Below are 21,679 nucleotides of genomic sequence, written 5' to 3' on the forward strand. Positions count from 1 at the left end.
ATTACCGCAGTTTCATCTACACGCCATCGGGCGGTGGGACGCGGCCTGCTACGCCGGTCCAATGGACCCGCCGCGCATCCGATCCATGCCGCCGACGGCCTTGTTGATCCTGCTGCTGGCGGGGATCGTTTTCCTGTCAGCGCGGCTCTATGCCTCGCCGCATTCGCGTGGCGGGGGACAGGTGGGGGGATTGACCTTCGAAGCGGAGCCTGTCCGGCGCCACCAGCCGATCGCGCTCGTCGTCACCAGCGTCGAGGACGGCGGGCCGGCCGCGAAAGCCGACATTGCGGCGGGCGACCGGATCGACCGGATCGATGGCCGCCCCATCGCGTCGGCGGCTGATGCCGCCGCGCGGCTACGCCGCGACGCGCGCAAGGGGGTGACGCTGCGAATTCGCCGTGGCATCCGGACAAGCTATAAGCATCTTCCCGCGACGCGCGGGCCACAGCCGGGGACAGTGCATGTCGCAGAAAATATTGCTCGTCGAAGATGACCGGACGACCGCCGAATTCATCAGCAAGAGCCTGACCGGCGAAGGCTTCGTTGTCGATCATGCCGCCGACGGCCGCGACGGCCTGTTTCATGCAACCGATGGCAGTTACGACGCGATCATCCTCGACCGCATGCTGCCCGGCATGGACGGCATGGCCCTGCTCGCGGCGATGCGCGCCGCGCAGATCGCGACGCCGGTTATCATCCTGTCGTCGCTAGGCGCGGTCGATGCGCGGGTCGAAGGGCTGACGTCGGGCGCCAATGATTATCTGGTCAAGCCTTTTGCCTTCTCCGAATTGCTGGCCCGGCTCAAGCTGCTCCTCGCCAAGCCCGGCAACGGCCCCCAGGTCGAAACGGCACTGTACTGCGAGGATCTGGAAATGAACCTGCTCAACCGCCGCGTGACGCGCGCTGGCAAGCGGATCGAACTGCAGCCGCGCGAGTTTCGCCTGCTCGAATATCTGCTCCGCCACAAGGAGCAGGTGGTGACGCGCACGATGATGCTGGAGGGGGTCTGGGAATATCATTTCGACCCCGGCACCAATGTCGTCGATGTTCATGTCAGCCGGCTGCGCCGCAAGATCGACGACGGGTTCGCAACGCCGCTGGTCCATACGATCCGCGGCGCGGGCTATATGCTCGGTGACGCGAGCTGACGGCCTGATGCGCGCAGGCTTCTTTCAATCGACGATCGTCCGCCTGACGCTGGCGCTGGTGATCGCGCAGGTCGCGGCGCTGGCGCTCGGTCTGACGATCATCCACCGCTTCACCCAGGCGACGATCATCGACGACGCGCGCATCGCCGCCGAAGTCGCGCGCGACGATTTTGCCGAGACCCAGCGCCAGCAAGGGCCCGAAGCGCTGGTTCAGGCGATCCGCGACCGGCTGACCCGGCGCGACGACCGCAACTTCGTTGTGCTGTTGAAGGCGCCCGACGGCACACGCGTCGTCGGCAATCTCAGCCAATGGCCGGCGACAGTGTCCGACCATGAAGCGTGGCGCGAAATCCGCCTGTTCCGGCAGGATGCGGCCGAGGCCGAACCGATCGGGTTGATTACCACGCCGCTTCCCGGCGGCTATGCCCTGCTGACGGGCGAAGTGCTCGAGGCGCAGGTTCAGCTCGCGCGCGCCAGTCAGGCCGCCTTTCTGTTCGCCCTCGCGGTCGGCATCACGATCGCCGGAATCGTCGCCGCGTTCGTCGCCTGGCTGCTCGGGCGGCGCATCGACGTCTTTTCGCGCGCCGCCTCCGCAATTGTCAGCGGCCGGCTCGACGCGCGGGTGGAGCGCGACCGGACCGGTGACGCCTTCGACCGGCTCGGCGTATCGATCAACGCGATGCTCGACCGGATCGAAACGCTGGTCGGCGAGCTGCGGATGCTCACCGATTCGATGGCGCACGATCTGCGTTCGCCGGTCGCGCGGATGAAGGCGAAGCTGGAACAGGCGCTGGGCCGCGCGCGCGACCCCGAAACGACGGCCGCGCTCGCCGGTGCGATCGACGAGGCCGACAGCCTGCATCGCCTGCTCGACACCGCGCTGGAGATCAGCCGCGCAGAGGCCGGGATCGGCCGCGACCAGTTCACGCGCTTCGCACTCGCGCCGCTGCTCGAAGACATGGCCGAAGTCTATGGCCCGCTCGCCGAGGACGAGGGTTTTGCGATCGCGGTGACGGCACCCGTCGATCTCGACGTGGTCGCGCACCGTGAAATGCTGGTCCGCGCGCTGTCGAACCTGATCGACAATGCCCTGAAATACGCAGCCGGCGGCACCCAGATCCGGCTGACCGCAGTCCGGGAAGCTGGCGATGCAATCGAACTGGCGGTAATCGACGACGGTCCCGGCATCCCCTCCGACCGCATCGCCGAGGCGGCGCGACGCTTCGTCCGGCTCGATCCCGCACGCGGCGGATCGGGTGCCGGGCTGGGATTGTCGCTGGTCGAGACGATCGCGCATATGCACGGCGGCCGAATGACGATTGCCCCGGCCGAGCCCCACGGTACCGTCGTCACGCTTCGTCTGCCGGTCATCGCGCCGGCCGCCTGATCGCCGCCGCCCCGAAGACTTCGAATTGACGCCGAAGCCGAGGCCGAGGCAGCCCTGCTCGGCGGCGGCGGGCACCTCTGGCACCATAGCGGCGGGGCTCGGCAACAAGGCGATCGCGCGGCAGCTCGACGTCAGTCCGAACACCGTCGAGGTGCACCGCGCCAATGTCATGCGCCAGTCGGGCGCGGCGAGCGTCGCCGAGCTGCTACGGCTGCGCTTTTCGGTCTAATTCGCGCGGGGGCCGGAGCGCCAATTCCGTCCATTTCGGAGCTTGAAGTCCGCCCGCCTCCGGACAGCGAGACAGATTGGCCCCTATAAGAGAATCGAACGGTCCGTCGCCTTTGTGTTGGTCCCCAAGGGCGATCCGTTCGACCGCGCGTGCCATCCCCACCTGGCCGCGCATCCCAGCCGGGCCGGCGGAGGATGTTCCACTTCCGTCGGCTCGGCCCCTTCGCCGGACCTCCATAGATAGATGGGCTAGCCCGTGACGAGCGCGCGCTGTTCCGGGCGGCCCATCGACAGCAGGATCGGGTCCGCCGCCTGACGCGACATGAAGTCGGCCTTGCCTGCAATCCCCTGCCATTCGATGCCGATCAATGCCTGCGCGATCGCGCCGCCCAGCGTATCGCCGGGGCCGGGCAGGATGATCACGTCGGGCGCATATTCCTTGACCGCGACCTGCACCGACAGCGCAAAATCATAGGGCGCAAGGATCTGATGCCCGAAGGTATAGTCCCACATGCCCCAGGGATTGCTGGAAAAGCGCCGCCAGATATGACCACGGCCGTCGACCATCGGCAGGTCGGGCATGCCGAACAGTGCCGGAGGCAATTCGACCTTCGCCTTGTCCGAGCTGCCGACCATCAGCGGCGTATGAAAGGGGCCATGTCCCGCCAGCCGCAGCGGATCGCGGCCCGGCGTCGGCGGCGCCTCGGCAAGCAAGGCGGCCAGCCCCTCTTCATTGCCCGCCAAGACAAGCATGCCGGCAAGGTCGATCGAAAGCGCGAGCGCATGACCCGGGCGCGCGGCGATGTCGGCGACGAGCGCCAGCAGGCTGGCGCGCAGCCCCGGCACCGGGCGCCAGTCTTCATCGACGATCTGCACCAATATCTGTCCGCCCGGCCCGTGCGTCTGGCTGTTGAGACCCATGGCGTTGGCGATGCGAAAGCCGTCCTCGACCGACACCGCGCCGCCAAGCGCGAGCGCGCTGTACCAGCCCATCGAATTGCCCGCGACCGCGACAATGTCGTATCGGTCGCGGTCGATGCTGAGCCAGTCGAGCAGGGTCGCGGTGTAGATCAGCGGGGCCGCGACATCGCCGCGCATGTGCGTCGCGACGCTGAAGCGATCGGCGCCGTCGAGTTCGCTGACCGTCGGCTGGCCACGCTCGCGGCGCTGGGCGTCGAAACCGGCGATGATGGCGCCGAAGCGCGCGCCGTGCAGCCGTGCGATGCTGCCAAGCTCGCCCTTGCCATAGGTGCCGCGGCCGGGGGCGACGACAAGCGCAGTCTTCTTCGCCGCCGTCATGCCAGCAGCTCCTTCGCGGCGGCGTGGATCGAATCGCGGCTCGGCAGCGTCACCGTTGCCGCCTTGCCCAGCGGGATGAAACTGTCCTCGGCGGCAATGCGCGCCAGCTTCTTCTCCGGCGTGCGCTCGGTTAACAGCGCCATCAGCGCCTCGCTTTGCGAACCGGTGACCCGGCATTCGTCGACGATCAGGATGCGTTTCGCCTCGCCGACCGCAGCAACGAGCTTGTCGGCATCGACCGGACCGAGCCAGCGCAGGTCGATCACGCGCGCCTTGACGCCGTCGGCGGCGAGCAGCTTTTCGGCCTGCCGCGAGAGATAAGTGCCGTTACCATAGGTCACGATCGCCAGATCGGTTCCGTCGCCATGCACGCCGACATCGCCCAGCCGGATCGGCGTCCCTTCGCCGGGCGCTTCATAGGCGCTCGTCCACAGGCCATCGCCCTCTTCGTGCAGGTCGCGCGTCATATAGAGCGCGATCGGTTCGATGAAGACGACGACGCGCTGCTCCTCGCGCGCCAGCCGCACGCATTCGCGCAGCATCTGCACGGCGTCGCGCCCGTTCGACGGCACCGCCAGGATTACGCCGGGAATGTCGCGGAACACCGCCAGGCTGTTGTCGTTGTGGAAGTGGCCGCCGAACCCCTTCTGATAGCCGAGCCCGGCGATCCGGATCACCATCGGGTTGGTGTACTGGCCGTTCGAAAAGAAGCTCAGGGTCGCCGCCTCGCCGCGGATCTGATCCTCGGCATTGTGGACATAGGCGAGGAACTGGATTTCGGGCATCGGCACGAAGCCGTTGTGCGCCATGCCGATCGCGAGGCCGAGGATCGCCTGTTCGTCGAGCAGCGTGTTGATCACGCGCGCCGAACCGAAGCGCTGATGCAGCTTGGCGGTTACATTGTAGACGCCGCCCTTCGGCCCGACATCCTCGCCCGCGACGACGATCTCGGGATAAGCGAGCATCAGATCGGCGAGCGCCCAGGAGAGCAGCCGCGCCATATGCATCGGCTTGTCCATCTGGTTCGCGTCGCCGGCGAACAGCGCCGCGCGCTCGTCGGTCGAGGGGCGATTGGCCGGCGGGCGGTCGATCTTCGGCGGAACCAGGCTCTCCATTACTGCCGTGGCGGTGGTCAGCTTGGGGCGGCGGATCGCGGCTTCGGCCTGCCGCGCCAGCGTTGCGCCGATCTCTTCATAGGCATCGGCGACTTCGGCGGCGGACATCCATCCCTGTTCGACCATCAGCGCCGCCCCCGCGAGCAGGGGATCGCGCGCCTCGTCGGCTTCGATCAGCGCCTTGGGCAGATAGGCACCCTGCACGTCCGACCCGGCATGTCCGTAGAGCCGCACCGTTCCCATATGGAGAAACACCGGCTTACGCGTGCGGCGCGCGAAGTCGGCGGCCTCTTTTGCGCCCGCGTAGGCCGCGACAAGGTCGGTGCCGTCGCACTGGATATAATGAAGCCCCGCACGGTGGCGGAACTGCGCCTCGATCCACCCCGTCGGGGTGCGTGTCGAGATGCCGATGCCATTGTCTTCGCACAGGAAGATAAGTGGCAAAGGCGTGCCCTGAAAGGCCGACCAGCCCGCGGTATTGAACGCGCCCTGCGCGGTCGAATGATTGGCCGACGCATCGCCGAAACTCGCCAGCACCACCGCGTCTTCGGGCAGCGGGAGGCCGCACATGCCCAGTCGCCGCGCGATACCGATCGAAAAGGCGGCGCCCACTGCCTTGGGCAGATGCGACGCGATCGTCGATGTCTGCGGCGGAATCGCGAGCGGCTTCGACCCGATGACCTTGTGCCGCCCGCCCGAAATCGGGTCCTCGGCCGAAGCGGCGAAGCTCAGCAGCATGTCCCAGTCGGGGGTCTGTCCGGGGAGCTGGCGCGCGCGGTGGAGCTGAAAGGCGTTCGAGCGATAGTGGAGGAACGCCATGTCGGTGACGCGCAGCGCCGCCGCGACCGCGGCATTGCCCTCGTGCCCCGACGATCCGATGGTATAAAAGCCCTCGCCGCGTGCCTGCAGCGTCCGCGACAGCCGGTCCATCTGGCGACTGGTGAGCTGCGACAGGAAAATGTCGGTGGCATCCGACCGCGTCAGCCCGGCATGCGCGGGATCGGGCGCATCGGCGCGGCGAGCGAGCGTTCCGCTCGCCAGCGCGCCGAGAAATTTTTCATGTACCGCCTGTGCCGCGTCCACGCTGTCCTCCTGCCGGTGTTCCGGTTGCCCGTGCAACCATTTGCCGCCGCCTCGCGCAGCTAGAACGCGGGCTGCGGGCGTGCAAGCATCCTCTTGCGTCGGTGCTGCGCCTCGCGCTACCACCGCAGCGCGATGGTGCAGCGGGGCGAGGCCACAATTTCAATATGATGTCGATCTGGATCGCCCAGGCGTCGGCCGCCGCCGCCGCACCCGATCAGGGCTGGCTGCTCGATCCCGAACTCGTCGATCCGGCTTATGGTCAGACGGTTGCCCGCGGCGATATCCAGACGGCCTTTCCCGCGCCGCCGCCGCCGCCCGAGGTTCCCGACTGGCTGAAATCGCTGTTCGAAGCGATCGGCCGATTCTTCGAATGGAGCGCGCCTGCGCTGAAGCCGATGCTGTGGGGCGGCGCAATCTTGCTCGTCCTGCTTATCCTCTATTTCACGGTCCCCGCCTTTGCGCGCTGGGTCAACGCGTTACCCTTCCTGCGCAAGACCGGAGCGGGCGCCGAGGCGGAGGAGGCGGGCGCGGTCGAAGCGGGTGCGGCGCGCGCGCTGCTGGCCGAAGCCGACGCGCTCGCCGCCGAGGGGCGCTTTGCCGAGGCGGTTCATCTGCTGCTCTATCGCAGCGTCGAGGATATCAGCGCGCGGCGGCCGGGGCTGGTGCGGCCGGCGATGACGTCGCGCGAGCTGGCGGAGGCGCAGGATTTGCCGGGGGTCGCGCGCAAGGCATTCAGCCGCATCGCGCGCTCGGTCGAAATCAGCCTGTTCGGCGGACGGTCGATCGACGCGGCGGCGTGGGACGCGTGCCGCGGCGCCTATTCGGAGCTGACGGTACCGAAGAATTGGGCGCGCGCATGACGGGGCGCAGCGACCGCGACAACCCCTTCGACCCGCGGCTGATCGCAGCAGTGGTCGCGGTGGGGGTCGTCGCCTTCATCGCGCTGTGGGCGCTGGTTGCGCTTGGTCCGCAGCTGTCGAGCGGCAATGACGGCGGCGGGCACGCGCTGTCGAAGGCGGCACCCGGCTTCGCGGGCATCGTCGACCTCGCCGAGCGCGCCCGCGCCGATGTCGAGCTGCGCCGCAGCGTCGAGACGGCAACCTATGACGACGACAAGCCCCTGCTCGTCCTGACGCCCGCCGCCGATACCGATGCCGAAGATGTCGCCGATATGCTGGCGAAGCAGGGCAATGGCCCGGTTCTACTCGTCCTGCCCAAGTGGCGGACGATGCCGGGCACCGGCGAGGGTCACAAGCCGGGCTGGGTCGGTTTCGGCGTGCCGCTGCCCGCCCCCACTCGCCTGCTGCCGCAAAGCTATTTCGGGACGGTCGAGATCGCGATGCCGCAGGCGAAGGCGCAGAGCGTCACCGCCGATGTGGCACGGCGCCGCTTTGCCGTGCCGCTGCCGGCCGGTGCCCAGACGGTCAGCGGCGCCAGTCTCGAGACGCTGATCCCCGGCGCGAACGGCGGCGCGGTGCTGGCGCGGACGACCAACCGCGAATTCTATGTTCTCGCCGAGCCCGACCTCCTCAACAATCTGGCCTTTGCGTCGCGCGACAAGGCGCTTGCCGCCGCCATGCTGATCGACGCGGTCGGCGAGGATGCGGAAGCGGCAGGGCTCGCCTTCGACCTGACGCTCAACGGCTTCGGCGGCGGTCGGTCGCTGCTGCGCTTCGCCTTCGTCCCGCCCTTCATCGGGATCACGTTGTGCCTGATCGCCGCCGGCCTGCTCGCGCTGTGGCAGGCGTGGGCGCGCTTGGGCCCCGCGCTGCGTCCGGCGCGCGCGATTCCGATTTCCAAACAGGCGCTGATCGCCAACAGCGCCGATCTGATCCGGCAGGCGCGCCGCGAACTCGATGGTGCCGATGCCTATGTGCGCAGCCAGCGCGGCGCGATCGCACGCCGGTTGCACGCCCCCGGCGGTCTGAGCGCCGAGGAAACCGACGCGTGGATCGATCGCCATCTGAAGGCGGATAGCGCCTCTTTCGCCACTCTCGCGCGCCGTCTCCCGCTGGCGCGCAACACCCATGAATTTCTGGCAGACGCGCAGGCGCTGCACGACATCAGGAAGGAATTATTGCGTGACGGCTGACACTATCGAGGGCGTCCAGGCGCTCGGCGCCGCGATCGAGGGCGAAGTCGCCAAGGTCGTGTTCGGGCAGCAGGATCTGACCCGCATGGTCACGATCGCGTTGCTTGCTGGTGGCCATGTTCTGCTCGAAGGCCCGCCCGGAACCGCCAAGACGCTGCTCGCGCAGGCTTTCGCCCGCGCCGTCGGGCTCGATTTCGGGCGCATCCAGTTCACCCCCGACCTGATGCCCGGCGACATATTGGGATCGAACCTGTTCAACTTCCAGACGTCGAGCTTCACCCTGACCAAGGGTCCGATCTTCACCGAGTTGCTGCTTGCCGACGAGATCAACCGCACCCCGCCCAAGACGCAGGCGGCGCTGCTCGAGGCGATGCAGGAACGGCGCGTGACGATCAACGGCGAGCCGCACCCGATGAGCCCGCGCTTCACCGTACTGGCGACGCAAAATCCGATCGAGCAGCAGGGCGTCTATCCGCTGCCCGAGGCGCAGCTCGACCGCTTCCTGTTCAAGCTGGTCGTCGATTATCCCGACGCCGACGAGGAGCGGCGCATCGTGGCCGAACATGGCGGGCGCTTCAAAAGCCCCGTGGTCTCCGATTTCGGCGTTGGGCAGGTTGCCGACGCCGCGACGATCGGTACCGCGATCGACACGATCGCGACCGTCCGCCTGGCCGACGAGATCGTCGACTATATCGTCCGGCTGGTGCGCGCGACCCGCGAAAGCGCCGACCTCGAATGCGGCGCGAGTCCGCGCGCGGCGAGCCTGCTTGCCCGCGCCGCCTGCGCAGCCGCCGCGCTCGACGGCCGCGACTATGTGATCCCCGACGACGTGCAGCGGCTCGCCGGCGGCGTATTGCGCCACCGCGTGATCCTGTCGGCCGCGGCGGAGATCGAGGGGCGCGGCGTCGAACAGGTCGTCGCTGCGCTGCTCGACCGGGTGGACGTGCCGCGGTGATCTACCCGACGCGGCGCGCGATCTATCTGCTGCTGCTCGGCGCCCCCGTGGCGCTGGCGCTCGGCCTGCTGCGCCCGGACCTTTGGCTCTTCGCGCTCGGCTGGATCGCGCTCGTCGCCCTGGGGCTGCTCCTCGATACGCTGACCGGCGCGGCGCCGCGCAGGCTCGCGCTCGACGCCCGGTTCCCGCTGCAGATCGGGGTCGGCGAGCCGTTCGAAATGATGCTTGCGGCGCGCGCGCCAGCCCTTCCGCGCCGCGCCGAGTTCGCGCTGTCGCTCGACGACCGGCTGGCACCCGGTGGCCGCATCGCGGCGGCTTTCGAAACGGTGGGCGAAGGCGAAGATGCCGCGCTCGCCCATCGGCTAGCGCTCACCGCCTCGCGACGCGGACAGGCGGCGGTCGATGCGCTTTGGGTGCGCTGGGCAGGACCGTTCGGCCTGGTCTGGAAACAGCGTCGCTTCGCGATCGACCGCGCGATCAGCGTCGTGCCCAACATGCGCCTGGTTACTGACGAAGGCCGCCGCCTGTTCCAGCGCAACAGCTGGTTCGGGCTCCGCCAGCAGAAGCTGCGCGGCGAAGGCCATGAATATGAGGCGCTGGCCGAATATCAGCCGGGCATGGATCGGCGCGCGATCGACTGGAATGCATCGGCGCGGCACGTCAAGCTGCTTGCCAAGGAATATCGGGTCGAGCGCGACAACCGCGTCGTGCTGGCGATCGACGCCGGTCGCACGATGGCCGAGCCCGTCGGCGCGATGCCGCGCGTCGATCGCGCGGTATCCGCGGCGCTGCTGCTGGCCTATGCAGGGCTGAAGCTCGGCGACCGGATCAGCCTCTTTTCCTTTGCCGCCAAGCCGATCGGCATGACCCCCGCCTATGTGCACACGCAGGATTTTCCGGCGCTGCAACGCGCGGCGAGCCGCATCGATTATGCGCCGGTCGAGAGCAATTTCACCCTCGCGCTGTCGACTCTCGGCGCCGAACTCAACCGCCGGTCGCTGATTATCCTGTTCACTGAATTCACCGATGCGACGAGCGCCGACCTGATGATCCGTGCGGCGGGCCGGCTGGTCAAGAAGCACCGACTGCTGTTCGTCGTCATCAAGGACGAGGAATTGGAGGACGAGGAACGCCGCCGTCCCGAAAGCGGATCGGACGTCACGCGCGCCAATGTCGCCGCGGCGATGCTGCGCGATCGTCAGCTGGTTATCGCGCGGCTCCAGCGGCTGGGCGCCGACGTCATCGAAGTCCCCGCCGATGCGATGGGCGCACATGTCGTCGAAGCCTATCTGGGCATCAAGCGGCAGGGGAGCCTGTGATGGAAACCGCGCGCGCGAGCGACGCCCCCGGCTTCTCGACCAGTCGTTTTCGCGCTGAGCGCGAGGCCGACTGGATCGCCTTCGACAGGCTGCTCGGCCGTCTCGAGACGCGCGGCGCCAAGGCGCTGTCGAGCGACGAACTGCTGCAGCTCCCGATCCTCTATCGCGCGACGCTGTCGTCGTTATCGATCGCGCGCGCGACGATGCTCGACAAGGCCCTGCTCGACCACCTCGAAGGGTTGGCGATGCGCGGCTATTTCCTGATTTACGGCGTCCGCGAAACGCGGCTCAGCCGCCTGCGCCGCTTCTTCCTTTACGACTGGCCGGCGGCGGTCCGCGCGGTGTGGAAGGAAACGTTGATCATCGCGCTGATCATCACGCTCGGGGCGCTGACAAGCTGGTCGCTCGTCGCGCATAATCCCGAATGGTATTATAATTTCGTCCCCGACGAGATGGCCGGCGGGCGCGACCCGCGCGCGACAGTGGAGTTTCTGCGCTCGACGCTGGGTCACGGCAAGGCGGGGGGCGAGGATGAGGGCGCGCTGCACGTCTTTGCGACCTTCCTGTTTACCCACAACAGCCGCGTTTCGATCATGTCCTTTGCGCTCGGCTTTGCCTTCGGTGTTCCGACGATGATGCTGGAATATTATCAGGGGATCGGGCTGGGCGCGATGCTCGCGGTCTTTTCCGCCAAGGGGCTGGGCGTCGATTTCGGCGGCTGGCTGTTCATCCACGGCACGACCGAATTGTTCGCCGCAGCCCTGTCCGGAGCGGCGGGGCTGCGGATCGGCAGCGCGGTCGTCTTTCCCGGCGCCCGCTCGCGCCTCCAGGCCGCCGCCGAGGCAGGCCGCACCGCGGGCAAGGTGATGGTCGGCGTCATCCTGATGCTGCTCGCCGCCGGCCTGCTCGAAGGGTTCGGGCGCCAGCTCATCACCGATACCGTGATGCGCTATGCGATCGGATCGCTGATGCTTGCCTTCTGGCTCGCCTATTTCTACATCCCGCGCCGCGAGAATGTCGCTTGAGCGCGGCGGGTAATCTGCGGATGCGCGCGGCGCAGGAAAAGAAGCTGCGCGAATTCGTGACGCCCGAAGGAGTCGATCTGCAATTGCGCATCGCAAGCGCGGCGCTCCGGCTCGGCGCGCTGCTGATCGACCTGATCCTTATCGTCCTGACGCTCATTTTGTTCACTCTGCTGATCCTCTGGGCCGGGCTGGCGTCCAATTCGTCGATCGCAGTGACGGTCTGGCTGCTCGGCGCCTTTGTTCTGCGGACCTTCTGGTTCATCGGCTTCGAACTTGGCACGCGTGCGGCGACGCCCGGCAAGCGGCTGATGGGCATTCGCGTCGTCGCGCGCGACGGCGGCCGGCTCACCGCCGATGCAGTGGTCGCGCGCAACCTGATCCGCGAGCTTGAGCTCTTCCTCCCCCTCACCATGATGGGCGTCGGCGCGGCCGAGGATATGGTATCGGGCTGGACCGCGCTCGCTGGGGTCGCCTGGTCGCTGACGCTCAGCCTGTTCCTGCTTTTCAACCGCGACCGGATGCGGATGGGCGACCTGATCGCCGGAACCTGGGTCGTGATGGCGAAGCGCGCGAAGCTTGACCGCGACATCACCGCCGATGGCGGCGGGGTCGACGCGATCCGCTTTACCGACGCCGAACTCGCCGTCTATGGCATCTATGAATTGCAGGAACTGGAGCGCGTGCTGCGCGGCGCCGATCCGCGCGCGATGCGCGATGTCGCCGACACGATCCGCGGCAAAATCGGCCGCCCCGTCGCCGAAGAGGATGACGTGTTCCTGACGAGCTATTATCGGCAGCTCAAGGCCCGGCTCGAACGCGGCTTGCTATTCGGAAAACGCCGAGAGGATAAATATGCCAGCGAATGATGCCCTGTCCGTTGCCGAAGCGTTGCACCGCCGCCGTTCGGTGCGCGCCTTTTCGGACCGCCCGATCGACCGGGCGGTACTGGCACGGATTTTTGCCGACGCGCAGCGCGCACCATCGGGCGGCAATCTGCAGCCGTGGCAGGTGACGGTCGTTACCGGTGAGCGCTGGGAGCGCGTGAAGGCGGCGGTGGCGGCGCGGATCGCGATGGGGCGCGACGGCCAGCAACCCGAATATGACATCTACCCGCGCGGACTGACCGACCCGTGGGAAAGCCGGCGCTTCGGCGTCGGCGAGGCACTCTACGCCTCGCTCGGCATCCCGCGCGAGGACAAACCGGGCCGGCTCGCTCGGTTCATGGAGAATTACCGGGGTTTCGGCGCACCGGTGATGCTTTTCCTTCATTGTTCACGCATCATGGGACCGCCGCAATGGGCCGACATGGGCATGTGGCTCCAGTCGGTGATGCTGTTGCTCGTCGAACATGGCCTTGCAAGCTGTCCGCAGGAATGCTGGGCGATGTACGGCGCGACGATCCGGCACGAACTGGAACTGGGCGACGACCAGATCTTGTTCACCGGGCTGGCGATCGGTCATGCCGATGCGGCGGCACCGGTGAATCAATGGCCGGTTCCGCGCGCCGAACTGGATGAGGTGATCGATTGGCAGGGGTTTTGAGGATGGTTTTGCGCGGCAAGACGGCGGAACTGACGGCTGTGACGGCGACGGGGCTGCTGCTCGCCGGCTGCGCCGCGATTCCGAAAGCGGCGGCACCACCGCCCGCCCCCGCGCCGCAACCGCCCGCCGCAACACCGCCGCCGCCGGCCCCCGCGCCGACGCAAGGGTGGGACGACCGCGCGCTCGATCGCGGCGCTTGGCGCTATGATGCCGGCAGCCGCAGCGCGATCTTCGCACCGACCGCCGGCGCGGCGCCGCTGTTGACCATGGCGTGCAGCGGCGGCGCTATCCGGCTGACTGCCGCGCTCGACGGCACCGTCGCACTGCGCACCAGCGCGGCCACCGACCAGATGCGCTTCGACGGCGGTACGGCGATCGTACCGAGCCGCGATATCCGGCTCGACCGCATCGCCTTCAGTCGCGGCCGCTTTGCGCTCGAAGCCGCGAACGGCCGGGCGCTGACGCTGCCCGTCCAGTCCGAAATCGGCCGCGTGATCGAGGATTGCCGTTAGGCAGCCGCGCTAGGCGCCGAGCCGCACCGTTCCGCCGCGGATCCAGCCCCAGCGGCACGGTCCCTGATATTCGCGCGCGCTGCTGATCGAACGGCCGACGCCGCACATATCCTCGTCGGTGCCGGGGGCCGCGAAGACGATGCCGAACCAAGCGTCGTCATCGGTTGCCTCGCACACCGACACCTTCATCGCGCCGGGCAGCCTGGCCTTCACGGCGCGCGTTTCGCCCGGCGCCCAATAGACGTCGGTGCCGCCGTCCTTGACGCGGCTGATGCTGGAGCAGGCGGGAAGCGTCGGGCCTTCGGTGCCGGTCATGACCGCGCGCGTCGCGAGCGGCGGGCCGGCGACCGCAGGGGCATTGTCAGCGGGCGGTGCGGGCTGCGAGCAGCCGGCGAGCGGCAGCGCGGCAAGCGCGAGGGCGGCAAGGATCGAACGGAGGTTCAGAGGGCTTTTCATCCTTCGAAACTAGCCGCCGCCGCCGCCGTGCGCAACGCCCGTCGGCAGCGTGCCGAGCGGCGCATTTTTGCTTGGGTTTTGCGGCCGCCGACCCTATATAATCGGCATGACAGACACCCCCGCGAGCGGCGCGAGCGAAAGCGCCCCCAAGCAGCCCAATCAGAACAGCTACGGCGCCGATTCGATCAAGGTGCTGAAAGGCCTCGACGCGGTGCGCAAGCGGCCTGGCATGTATATCGGCGACACCGACGACGGGTCGGGTCTGCATCACATGGTGTTCGAAGTCAGCGACAATGCGATCGACGAGGCACTCGCCGGCCACTGCGATCTGGTACTCATCACGCTCAACAGCGACGGATCGGTCAGCGTCGAGGACAATGGACGCGGCATCCCGACCGGCATCCATGCCGAGGAAGGCATTTCGGCGGCCGAGGTCATCATGACCCAGCTTCACGCGGGCGGTAAGTTCGAGAACACGAGCGACGACAATGCCTATAAGGTGTCGGGCGGTCTGCACGGCGTCGGCGTATCGGTCGTCAATGCGCTCAGCGAATGGCTCGAACTGACGATCTGGCGCGATGGCGAGGAGCATTGGATGCGCTTCGAGCATGGCGATTCGGTTGCGCCGCTCAAGGTCAACGGGCCGGCGCCTGCGGGCAAGAAGGGCACCCGTGTCACCTTCATGGCATCGACCGATACCTTCAAGAATGTCACCGAGTTCGATTTCGAAAAGCTGGAACATCGCTATCGCGAGCTCGCCTTTCTCAATTCCGGCGTAAGGATCAAGCTGGTCGATGCCCGCCATGCCGAACATGTCGTCCACGACCTGTTCTACGAGGGCGGGATTGCGGCCTTCGTCAAATATCTCGACCGCAACAAGAATCCGCTGCTGCCCGATCCGATCGCGATCAGCAGCGAGCGCGACGGCATCGGCATCGACGTCGCGCTCGAGTGGAACGACAGCTATTATGAAAATGTCCTCTGCTTCACGAACAATATCCCGCAGCGCGACGGCGGCACCCACCTCGCCGCTTTCCGCGCGGCGCTGACGCGCACGCTCAACGGTTATGGCGAAAAATCGGGCCTGCTGAAGAAGGAAAAGGTCAGCCTGACCGGCGAGGATATGCGCGAAGGCTTGACCGCGATCGTCTCGGTCAAGCTGCCCGATCCGAAATTTTCCTCGCAGACCAAGGACAAGCTTGTCTCGTCGGAAGTACGCCAGCCGCTCGAAAGCCTGATGGCCGACCGGATGACCGAATGGCTCGAGGAAAATCCCGCCTACGCCAAAGCGGTGATCCAGAAGGTGATCGACGCCGCCGCGGCGCGCGAGGCCGCGAAGAAGGCGCGCGAATTGACCCGGCGCAAGGGCGCGATGGATATCGCGAGCCTGCCCGGCAAGCTTGCCGACTGTCAGGAACGCGACCCCAGCAAGTGCGAACTCTTCCTCGTCGAAGGGGATTCGGCAGGCGGCAGCGCCAAGCAGGGCCGCGACCGGCATGTGCAGGCCATTCTGCCGCTGAAGGGCAAGATCTTGAACGTCGAGCGGGCGCGCTTCGACCGCATCATTTCGTCGAAGGAAGTCGGCACGCTGATTCAGGCGCTCGGCACCGGGATCCGCGACGAATTCAACATCGAAAAGCTGCGCTATCACAAGATCGTGATCATGACCGACGCCGACGTCGACGGCGCGCATATCCGCACGCTGCTGCTCACCTTCTTCTACCGCCAGATGCCCGAGATCATCGAGAACGGCCATCTCTACATCGCCCAGCCGCCGCTCTACAAAGTCGCAAAGGGGCGCAGCGAGGTGTATCTGAAGGATGACACCGCGCTTGAAAATTACCTCGTCGATGCCGGGATCGACGCGCTGATGCTCGAGACGTCTGGCGGCGCACGGTCGGGTAACGATTTGCGCGGCCTGATCGAGCATGGCCGACGGCTCCGCGCGCTGATGCGTTACGTCCCCCGCACGCTCGATCATGGGCTGGTCGAGGCACTGGCGCTGGTCGGCGCCCTCGATCCCGCGCTCGATACGGCAGGACGCCACAGCGCTGCGGCAACTGCCGCGAGCTGGCTCAATGCCGCCGAGCGCGCGCTGACCGGCGGCGCCGAAGCGGTGTGGACCGTCGAGGCGGTCGAAGGGGGCGGCTATACGCTCGAACGCCGCTGGCGCGGGGTGAGCGATCATCACGCGATCGACGCCGGTTTCCTCGCGAGCCAGGAGGCGCGCCGCCTTCACAAACTCGCCGCCGAACAGGCCGAAACCTATGGTGGCCCCGGACGGCTGGTGAAAGCCAGCGCCGCTGCGGTCGTCGAGTCCGACAGCGATGCCGAGGGCGAGGATGGCGAGGCACCGACCGCCGCGAGCGCCGCCAAGGCCGCGCCGGTGACGCGCCCGTCCGAATTGCTCGATGCCATCTTCACGCACAGCCGCCGCGGCCTGTCGATCAGCCGGTACAAGGGACTGGGCGAGATGAATGCCGAGCAATTGTGGGAAACCACACTCGATCCCGCCAACCGCTCGCTGCTGCGCGTCGAGGCCGAACAGGCCGATGTCGCGCATGAAATCTTCGAGCGGCTGATGGGCGACGAGGTCGAGCCGCGGCGCGATTTCATCCAGACCAACGCGCTGTCGGTTGCCAATCTGGACGTCTGAGGCACCAAACCACTAGGCGCAGAATCAAACCGGCACGGCGCGGGCAGCTTGCAAGCCGCCCGCGCCGCTGCTTTGAGCGCTCCACCTGAAACGGGGGAGGCTGCGCATGCGGCGCGTGATGGCGATGAGTTTGGCGTTGATGCTGGCGATGCCGGCGGTGGCGCAGGATCAGTTCGGCGGCGGCGAAACCGAAATCGGCAACGGCACGGCAAGCTATTACGGCCGCGAACTAGCGGGCAATCGCACCGCGAGCGGCGAGCGCTTCGACCCCGATCAGATGACCGCAGCGCACCCCACGCTCGCCTTCGGCAGCAAGGTCCGCGTTACCAACCTGTCCAACGGCCAGAGCGTGATCGTCCGCGTCAACGACCGCGGCCCCTTCGGTGGCCGCCGCGTCATCGATATTTCGCAGGCCGCGGCAAAGGAAATCGGCATGCACCGCAGCGGCACCGCCAAGGTCAGCCTGACGCTCGTCGCCGACCAGGATTAATCGAACACCGACCAACCCGCCGCATAGGCGAAATGTTCGAGCGCGAGCGCGCCGACGAGCGATGTTCCGGCTTCGTTGAGGCCCGGCGACCAGACCGCGATCGATCCCTGCCCCGGTGCGATGCACAGGATGCCCCCGCCCACCCCGCTCTTGCCGGGCAGGCCAACGCGAAAGGCGAATTCGCCCGAATTGTCATAATGGCCGCACAGCATCATGATCGCGTTGATGCGCCGCGCGCGGTGCGGGTCGAGAAGCTGTTCGCCGGTGCGCGGGTCGCGGCCCTCGAAGGCCAGGAACAGGCCGGCCTGCGCCAGCTGGCGGCAGCTCATCGACAGCGCGCATTGGCGGAAATAGACCGACAGCACCGTCTCCACCGGATGGCGCAGCGTCCCGAAGGCGTCCATGAAATAGGAAAGGCTGCGGTTGCGCGCGCCCGTGTCATTTTCCGATCCCGCAACGCCGGTGTCGATCACCACACTTGCGTCGCCCGCTCTGGCCCGCATGAAGGCGACGATCTCATCGACCGCCTCGTCGGCCGAGCGACCGTCGATCAGCCGGTCGGTGGTCGCGATCGCCCCGGCGTTGATGAAGGGATTGCGCGGCACTCCCTGCTCGCTTTCGAGCTGGACGATCGAGTTGAAGGCACTGCCCGACGGCTCGCGGCCGACGCTGTCCCATAGCGAGCTGCCGACCCGGCGCAGCGCAAGGGCGAGCGTGAACACCTTCGACACCGACTGGATCGAAAAAGCCTCGTCGGCGTCGCCCGCGGTGTGGACCGTTCCGTCAGGGAGCGCGAGGGCAAAGCCGAAGCGGTCGGGATCGGCCCCGGCGAGGGCGGGGATATAGTCGGCGACCTTGCCCTGGCCGCGGTGCGGCAGCGCAGTCTGATAGGCTTCGGCGACGCAGCGGGCGAGATCGGGCATGCCATTTTCCTAGCGACTTCAGACGGAATTGCACTTAGTTTCGTTTTTTGATAAATATTCGCCATTCTGGAAATAATGAGTCACAAGGAGAGAGACATGACCGAAGCGCACCGCCCCAAGGGGCTATCGAGCGCGATCAGCTATCGCGACAGCAAGGCGGCGTTCCGCTGGCTGGAAGAGGCATTCGGGTTCGAACCGCTGTTCGTGCTGCTCGATGCCGACGGCAAACTCGCGCACAGCGAAATGGGCTATGGCGCCTCGATGGTGATGATCGGCAATGAATGGTCGGACGATCACAAGAGCCCGCAGTCGATCGGCGGCAAGAACACCCAGAGCGTCCATGTCCAGCTCGCCCCCGGCGAGGATATCGACGCACATTGCGCAGCCGCGCGCGCGGCGGGCGCCGCGATCATCGCCGAGCCCGAGACGCAATTTTATGGCGACCGCACCTATCGCGCCAAGGATCCCGAGGGACATATCTGGACCTTCGGCGTCACGGTCGCGGCCAAGACCGCCGCCGAATGGGACGCCGAGGGCGGCTTCACCACCCAGACGCGGCTCGACGATTGAGCGCGGCCGCGGTCGATGCCGTGTTTGCGGCGCTCGCCGACCCGCGGCGGCGGCGCGCGGTCGAACTGCTCGGTCGGCGCCCCTATAGCGCCGGCGAGCTGGCCGACACGCTGGGCCTCGCGCCGCCCGCGATGAGCCGGCACCTCAAGGCGCTGAAGGATGGCGGGCTGGTCGAGGATCATTATCTGCCCTTCGACGCCCGCGTCCGCATCTATCGCCTGAAGGACGGCGCGACCGACGCGCTCAAGGGCTGGCTCGCCGAAACCGAAAGCCTGTGGAGCGAGCAGCTCGCCGCCTTCAAGGCGCATGTCGAGCGCGGCGCGCCATGAGCCGCTCGCCATGAGCGGTGCGGCGGTGATCGTCGCCCTGCGCGTCGCGGCCACCCCGGCGCGCGCCTTCGAGGTGTTCACCCGCGACATCGGCAGCTGGTGGCAAAGCCATCCGCTGTTCGAGCTGGCGCGCGGAGACGACGGCGTGCCGCGCTTCGACCCCGCGGGGCCCGGCGGGCGGCTGGTGACGCGCTTCGCCGACGGCCGCGAATGGGAGATCGGCCGCATCCGTGCGTGGGAGCCGGGCAAGCGGCTTGCCTTCGGCTGGCGCGTTCCCGGCTTTGCCGCCGACCAGACCACCGAAGTCGAGGTGCGCTTCGACGCCGTCGGCCCCGAAACGCGCGTCACCGTCGAGCATCGCGGCTGGGACCATATCCCGCAAAGCCATGCCGCGCGCCACGGATTCGACCTGATGCCGTTCCAGCGCCGCCTCGGCGAACATTGGAACGCGTTACTAGCTGCGATGGGCCGCAATTTGTAAGGCGGGCCGCAGGCTCCTGCGGGTTTAGGCCCTAGTCGCGCTCGCCGAACAGGGCGGTGCCGACGCGGACGTGGGTCGCGCCGAGCATGACCGCTTTTTCATAATCGCCGCTCATTCCCATCGAGCGTAGCGGCAGGCCGTGGCGCTCGGCCAGTTCGTCGAGCAGCGCGAAATAGGGCGCCGGGTCCACATCGGCGGGCGGGATCGCCATCAGGCCGTCGATCGCCAGCCCCGCCGCCTTTGCCTCGGCGAGCAGCGCCGCGAGATCGGCGACGGCGCAGCCGCCCTTCTGGTCCTCGTCGCCGATATTGACCTGAACGAAAAGCTGCGGCCGCTTGCCGAGCTTGTCGCACGCCTTGGCGAGCGCCTGGACGAGCGAACTGCGATCGACCGAGTGAATGGCGTCGAACAGCGCGACCGCCTCTTCGGCCTTGTTCGACTGGAGCTGACCGATCAGGTGCAGCGTCAGATCGGGAGTTTCCCCGCGCAGCGCGGGCCATTTGGCCGCCGCCTCCTGCACGCGATTCTCGCCGAAATGGCGCTGGCCGGCGGCGATCAGCGGGCGGATCGCATCGGCATCATGCGTTTTCGTCACCGCGATCAGGCAGACGTCGCCCGCCTTGCGCCCGGCGCGGCGCGCCGCCTCTGCAATGTTCGTCCCTACCTCGGCCAGCCGGCTTGCCGCATTGCTCATATCGTCATCCTCGAAGGGCGCGTTGCGTGCGCCCGCGACGCGCCTATAGGAAGGGCGATGGTCCGACGCCACCCCCTGCCCGCATGCTGGCTGATGAGCGACGCACGCAGCGCGGCCGGGACGGTGGCGCTCGCCGCGCTGTTGCCGCCGGGAAGCGGCATCGTCCTGCGGCACGACGCGCTGCCGCAAGGCGCGCGCTGGCGCCTCGCGCGCCGCCTCGCGCGTATCGCAAAAGCGCGCGGGCTGACGCTGCTGATCGCGGGATTGCCCGCCGAGGCGCGGCGCTTGGGGGCCGATGGCGTCCATCTGCGGCAGCATGCCGCGCGCCGGGCGGCGCAGGCGCGCGCGAACGGCCTGATCGTCACCATGCCGGTCCATGACCATCGCGAGGCGCACCGCGCCCGGCGGGCGGGCGCCGACGCCGCACTCGTCTCGCCGCTTCACCCGACGCGGTCGCACATCGATGCCGCGCCGCTAAGCCGCGAGGCGTGGCTGCGGCTCGCACGCGCGGCCGGCGGCCAAGCGATCGCGCTGGGCGGGATGACCCCGGCGCGCGCCCGCGCGCTGATCCGCGCCAGCGCCGCAAGCGGCGTCCGGCCCGGCTGGGCCGCCATCGACGCATGGGAGAAAAAGGCAGCGACGCGCAAAGCGCGGCGCGGTCGGGCGCGTTAGTAGCCGACGCTGGGGGCATGATCGTCTATGGGCGGCCTGGCCCGACGATCGGTACAGCTCTTAGAAGCGGAAGGCGGTTCCGACATAGACCGCCTGACTGTCGCGGCGCGCGTCGGTCAGCGGCTGGAAGCGGTCGTCGGCCTTGTAACGGACGCCCGCGGTCACATCGAGGTTCTTGGTCAGGCGATAGCTGCTGACGACATCGACGGTCTGCTCTTCGCCCGGCGCGGTGATGCGGTCGGTTGCGCCGGCCGGATCGGTCGGACGGCTGACCATCTTGGTCGCGAAGCGCGATTTCTTGTTGTCGGCCTGTTCGGGCGCGCGCGCGACCGGCAGGTTGCGCAGGTCAGTGCCGCTGGGCAGCGCCGGGGTCACGAATTTTTCGAACCCGACCGACGCGCCCAGATTATAGGTCACAGGGGCGATCGAGATCGGCGATTTGGTGCGGCCGGCGGCAAGCGCGGCTGTGCGTGCGCTCGACGAATCGTCGCGGGCGCGAATCACGACGGTGATCGCGCGATTCTTATGTCCGTCATCGGGCAACGCGGGCGTGAAGCTGAAGCCGCGGCGCGCCTCTTCCGAGATTTTGATATAGCGGGCGATCAGGCGCGGGTCGCCCGACGCCGGGGTGAATTGGCCAAGCACCGAATTCGAAAGCTGGGTGTCGCGAATCCGGTCGGCGCGTGTCATCGACGCGAGCGCA

General features: G+C 67.6%; 24 protein-coding genes. 18 read left to right on the plus strand and 6 right to left on the minus strand.

The genetic code is table 11. The annotated features are described in order from the left end of the window. Positions 1–85: 85 nt before the first annotated feature. From ACT17R_RS06685 to ACT17R_RS06700, 4 genes are read left to right on the plus strand one after another with little or no spacing between them, the layout of a single operon-like run. Positions 86–493 (plus strand): PDZ domain-containing protein, encoded by a 408-nt coding sequence (locus ACT17R_RS06685; protein WP_186402803.1) that lies wholly within the window; start codon positions 86–88, stop codon positions 491–493. Further along, positions 462–1,148, plus strand: a complete 687-nt coding sequence (locus ACT17R_RS06690; protein WP_186402802.1) for a winged helix-turn-helix domain-containing protein — start codon at positions 462–464, stop codon at positions 1,146–1,148. The genes ACT17R_RS06685 and ACT17R_RS06690 overlap by 32 nt, the downstream gene beginning before the upstream one ends. Then, positions 1,135–2,535 carry an ATP-binding protein gene (locus tag ACT17R_RS06695; RefSeq protein ID WP_444809172.1) on the plus strand — a complete coding sequence of 467 codons (1,401 nt, stop codon included), beginning with the start codon at positions 1,135–1,137 and terminating at the stop codon, positions 2,533–2,535. Before ACT17R_RS06690 ends, ACT17R_RS06695 begins: the two co-directional genes overlap by 14 nt. 25 nt (positions 2,536–2,560) lie before the next feature. Continuing rightward, positions 2,561–2,764, plus strand: coding sequence for a LuxR C-terminal-related transcriptional regulator (locus tag ACT17R_RS06700; protein ID WP_444809173.1), 204 nt, complete (start codon positions 2,561–2,563; stop codon positions 2,762–2,764). A 248-nt stretch (positions 2,765–3,012) separates the two neighbouring features. Here the strand turns inward: ACT17R_RS06700 and ACT17R_RS06705 are convergent, their stop codons facing one another. After that, positions 3,013–4,062, minus strand: coding sequence for an ACP S-malonyltransferase (locus tag ACT17R_RS06705; protein WP_444809174.1), 1,050 nt, complete (start codon positions 4,060–4,062; stop codon positions 3,013–3,015). Further along, positions 4,059–6,260, minus strand: a complete 2,202-nt coding sequence (locus ACT17R_RS06710) for a thiamine pyrophosphate-dependent enzyme (protein WP_444809175.1) — start codon at positions 6,258–6,260, stop codon at positions 4,059–4,061. The genes ACT17R_RS06705 and ACT17R_RS06710 overlap by 4 nt, the downstream gene beginning before the upstream one ends. Before the next feature lie 164 nt (positions 6,261–6,424). Between ACT17R_RS06710 and ACT17R_RS06715 the strand changes: the two genes are divergently transcribed. From ACT17R_RS06715 to ACT17R_RS06750, 8 genes are read left to right on the plus strand one after another with little or no spacing between them, the layout of a single operon-like run. Further along, entirely contained in the window at positions 6,425–7,120 is a 696-nt protein-coding gene (locus tag ACT17R_RS06715; protein WP_062901606.1) for a DUF4129 domain-containing protein, read from the plus strand. After that, complete coding sequence (locus ACT17R_RS06720) at positions 7,117–8,352, plus strand: DUF4350 domain-containing protein (RefSeq protein ID WP_444809176.1); 1,236 nt, start codon at positions 7,117–7,119, stop codon at positions 8,350–8,352. The genes ACT17R_RS06715 and ACT17R_RS06720 overlap by 4 nt, the downstream gene beginning before the upstream one ends. Next, a complete protein-coding gene (locus ACT17R_RS06725; RefSeq protein WP_062901604.1) occupies positions 8,342–9,307 on the plus strand; it encodes an AAA family ATPase in 966 nt (321 codons plus the stop codon). Before ACT17R_RS06720 ends, ACT17R_RS06725 begins: the two co-directional genes overlap by 11 nt. Next, entirely contained in the window at positions 9,304–10,626 is a 1,323-nt protein-coding gene (locus tag ACT17R_RS06730) for a DUF58 domain-containing protein (protein WP_234178458.1), read from the plus strand. Before ACT17R_RS06725 ends, ACT17R_RS06730 begins: the two co-directional genes overlap by 4 nt. Further along, complete coding sequence (locus tag ACT17R_RS06735; RefSeq protein WP_444809177.1) at positions 10,626–11,651, plus strand: stage II sporulation protein M; 1,026 nt, start codon at positions 10,626–10,628, stop codon at positions 11,649–11,651. The genes ACT17R_RS06730 and ACT17R_RS06735 overlap by 1 nt, the downstream gene beginning before the upstream one ends. Continuing rightward, on the plus strand, positions 11,648–12,517 hold the full coding sequence (locus ACT17R_RS06740) for an RDD family protein (protein WP_186402793.1): 870 nt from the start codon (positions 11,648–11,650) through the stop codon (positions 12,515–12,517). Before ACT17R_RS06735 ends, ACT17R_RS06740 begins: the two co-directional genes overlap by 4 nt. Continuing rightward, positions 12,504–13,193, plus strand: coding sequence for a nitroreductase (locus ACT17R_RS06745; protein WP_186402792.1), 690 nt, complete (start codon positions 12,504–12,506; stop codon positions 13,191–13,193). Before ACT17R_RS06740 ends, ACT17R_RS06745 begins: the two co-directional genes overlap by 14 nt. Positions 13,194–13,195: 2 nt before the next feature. Beyond that, positions 13,196–13,705, plus strand: a complete 510-nt coding sequence (locus ACT17R_RS06750) for a hypothetical protein (RefSeq protein WP_444809178.1) — start codon at positions 13,196–13,198, stop codon at positions 13,703–13,705. A gap of 9 nt (positions 13,706–13,714) precedes the next feature. On the opposite strand, the gene ACT17R_RS06755 is transcribed toward ACT17R_RS06750, so the two are convergent. Next, positions 13,715–14,161: a hypothetical protein gene (locus ACT17R_RS06755; RefSeq protein ID WP_186402790.1), complete on the minus strand. Its 447-nt coding sequence runs from the start codon at positions 14,159–14,161 to the stop codon at positions 13,715–13,717. A 106-nt stretch (positions 14,162–14,267) separates the two neighbouring features. On the opposite strand from ACT17R_RS06755, the gene gyrB reads away from it, so the two are divergent. Together gyrB and ACT17R_RS06765 are read left to right on the plus strand one after the other, a co-directional pair. Continuing rightward, positions 14,268–16,817: a DNA topoisomerase (ATP-hydrolyzing) subunit B gene (gene gyrB / locus ACT17R_RS06760; protein ID WP_234178455.1), complete on the plus strand. Its 2,550-nt coding sequence runs from the start codon at positions 14,268–14,270 to the stop codon at positions 16,815–16,817. A gap of 106 nt (positions 16,818–16,923) precedes the next feature. Further along, the gene (locus tag ACT17R_RS06765) at positions 16,924–17,307 is read left to right on the plus strand and encodes a septal ring lytic transglycosylase RlpA family protein (protein WP_062901597.1); all 384 of its coding nucleotides are present in this window, start codon (positions 16,924–16,926) and stop codon (positions 17,305–17,307) included. Here the strand turns inward: ACT17R_RS06765 and ACT17R_RS06770 are convergent. Continuing rightward, entirely contained in the window at positions 17,304–18,230 is a 927-nt protein-coding gene (locus tag ACT17R_RS06770) for a glutaminase (protein ID WP_234178454.1), read from the minus strand. The two genes, ACT17R_RS06765 and ACT17R_RS06770, sit on opposite strands and share 4 nt — an antisense overlap. Before the next feature lie 96 nt (positions 18,231–18,326). Here ACT17R_RS06770 and ACT17R_RS06775 point away from each other — a divergent pair, with 96 nt between their 5' ends. From ACT17R_RS06775 to ACT17R_RS06785, 3 genes are read left to right on the plus strand one after another with little or no spacing between them, the layout of a single operon-like run. Continuing rightward, positions 18,327–18,800: a VOC family protein gene (locus tag ACT17R_RS06775; protein WP_234178453.1), complete on the plus strand. Its 474-nt coding sequence runs from the start codon at positions 18,327–18,329 to the stop codon at positions 18,798–18,800. After that, positions 18,797–19,129, plus strand: coding sequence for an ArsR/SmtB family transcription factor (locus tag ACT17R_RS06780; protein WP_234178452.1), 333 nt, complete (start codon positions 18,797–18,799; stop codon positions 19,127–19,129). The genes ACT17R_RS06775 and ACT17R_RS06780 overlap by 4 nt, the downstream gene beginning before the upstream one ends. Continuing rightward, positions 19,107–19,610: an SRPBCC domain-containing protein gene (locus ACT17R_RS06785; RefSeq protein ID WP_444809179.1), complete on the plus strand. Its 504-nt coding sequence runs from the start codon at positions 19,107–19,109 to the stop codon at positions 19,608–19,610. Before ACT17R_RS06780 ends, ACT17R_RS06785 begins: the two co-directional genes overlap by 23 nt. Positions 19,611–19,641: 31 nt before the next feature. On the opposite strand, the gene ACT17R_RS06790 is transcribed toward ACT17R_RS06785, so the two are convergent. Beyond that, positions 19,642–20,304 (minus strand): YggS family pyridoxal phosphate-dependent enzyme, encoded by a 663-nt coding sequence (locus ACT17R_RS06790; protein WP_234178448.1) that lies wholly within the window; start codon positions 20,302–20,304, stop codon positions 19,642–19,644. A gap of 93 nt (positions 20,305–20,397) precedes the next feature. On the opposite strand from ACT17R_RS06790, the gene ACT17R_RS06795 reads away from it, so the two are divergent. After that, a complete protein-coding gene (locus tag ACT17R_RS06795) occupies positions 20,398–20,976 on the plus strand; it encodes a thiamine phosphate synthase (RefSeq protein WP_234178446.1) in 579 nt (192 codons plus the stop codon). A 60-nt stretch (positions 20,977–21,036) separates the two neighbouring features. Here ACT17R_RS06795 and ACT17R_RS06800 read toward each other — a convergent pair whose 3' ends face one another. Further along, entirely contained in the window at positions 21,037–21,666 is a 630-nt protein-coding gene (locus ACT17R_RS06800; RefSeq protein ID WP_231292868.1) for a hypothetical protein, read from the minus strand. Between the last annotated feature and the right edge of the window lie 13 nt (positions 21,667–21,679).

The organism is Sphingopyxis sp. Q841, from assembly GCF_052384365.1.
GTDB classification, from domain to species: domain Bacteria; phylum Pseudomonadota; class Alphaproteobacteria; order Sphingomonadales; family Sphingomonadaceae; genus Sphingopyxis; species Sphingopyxis terrae_A.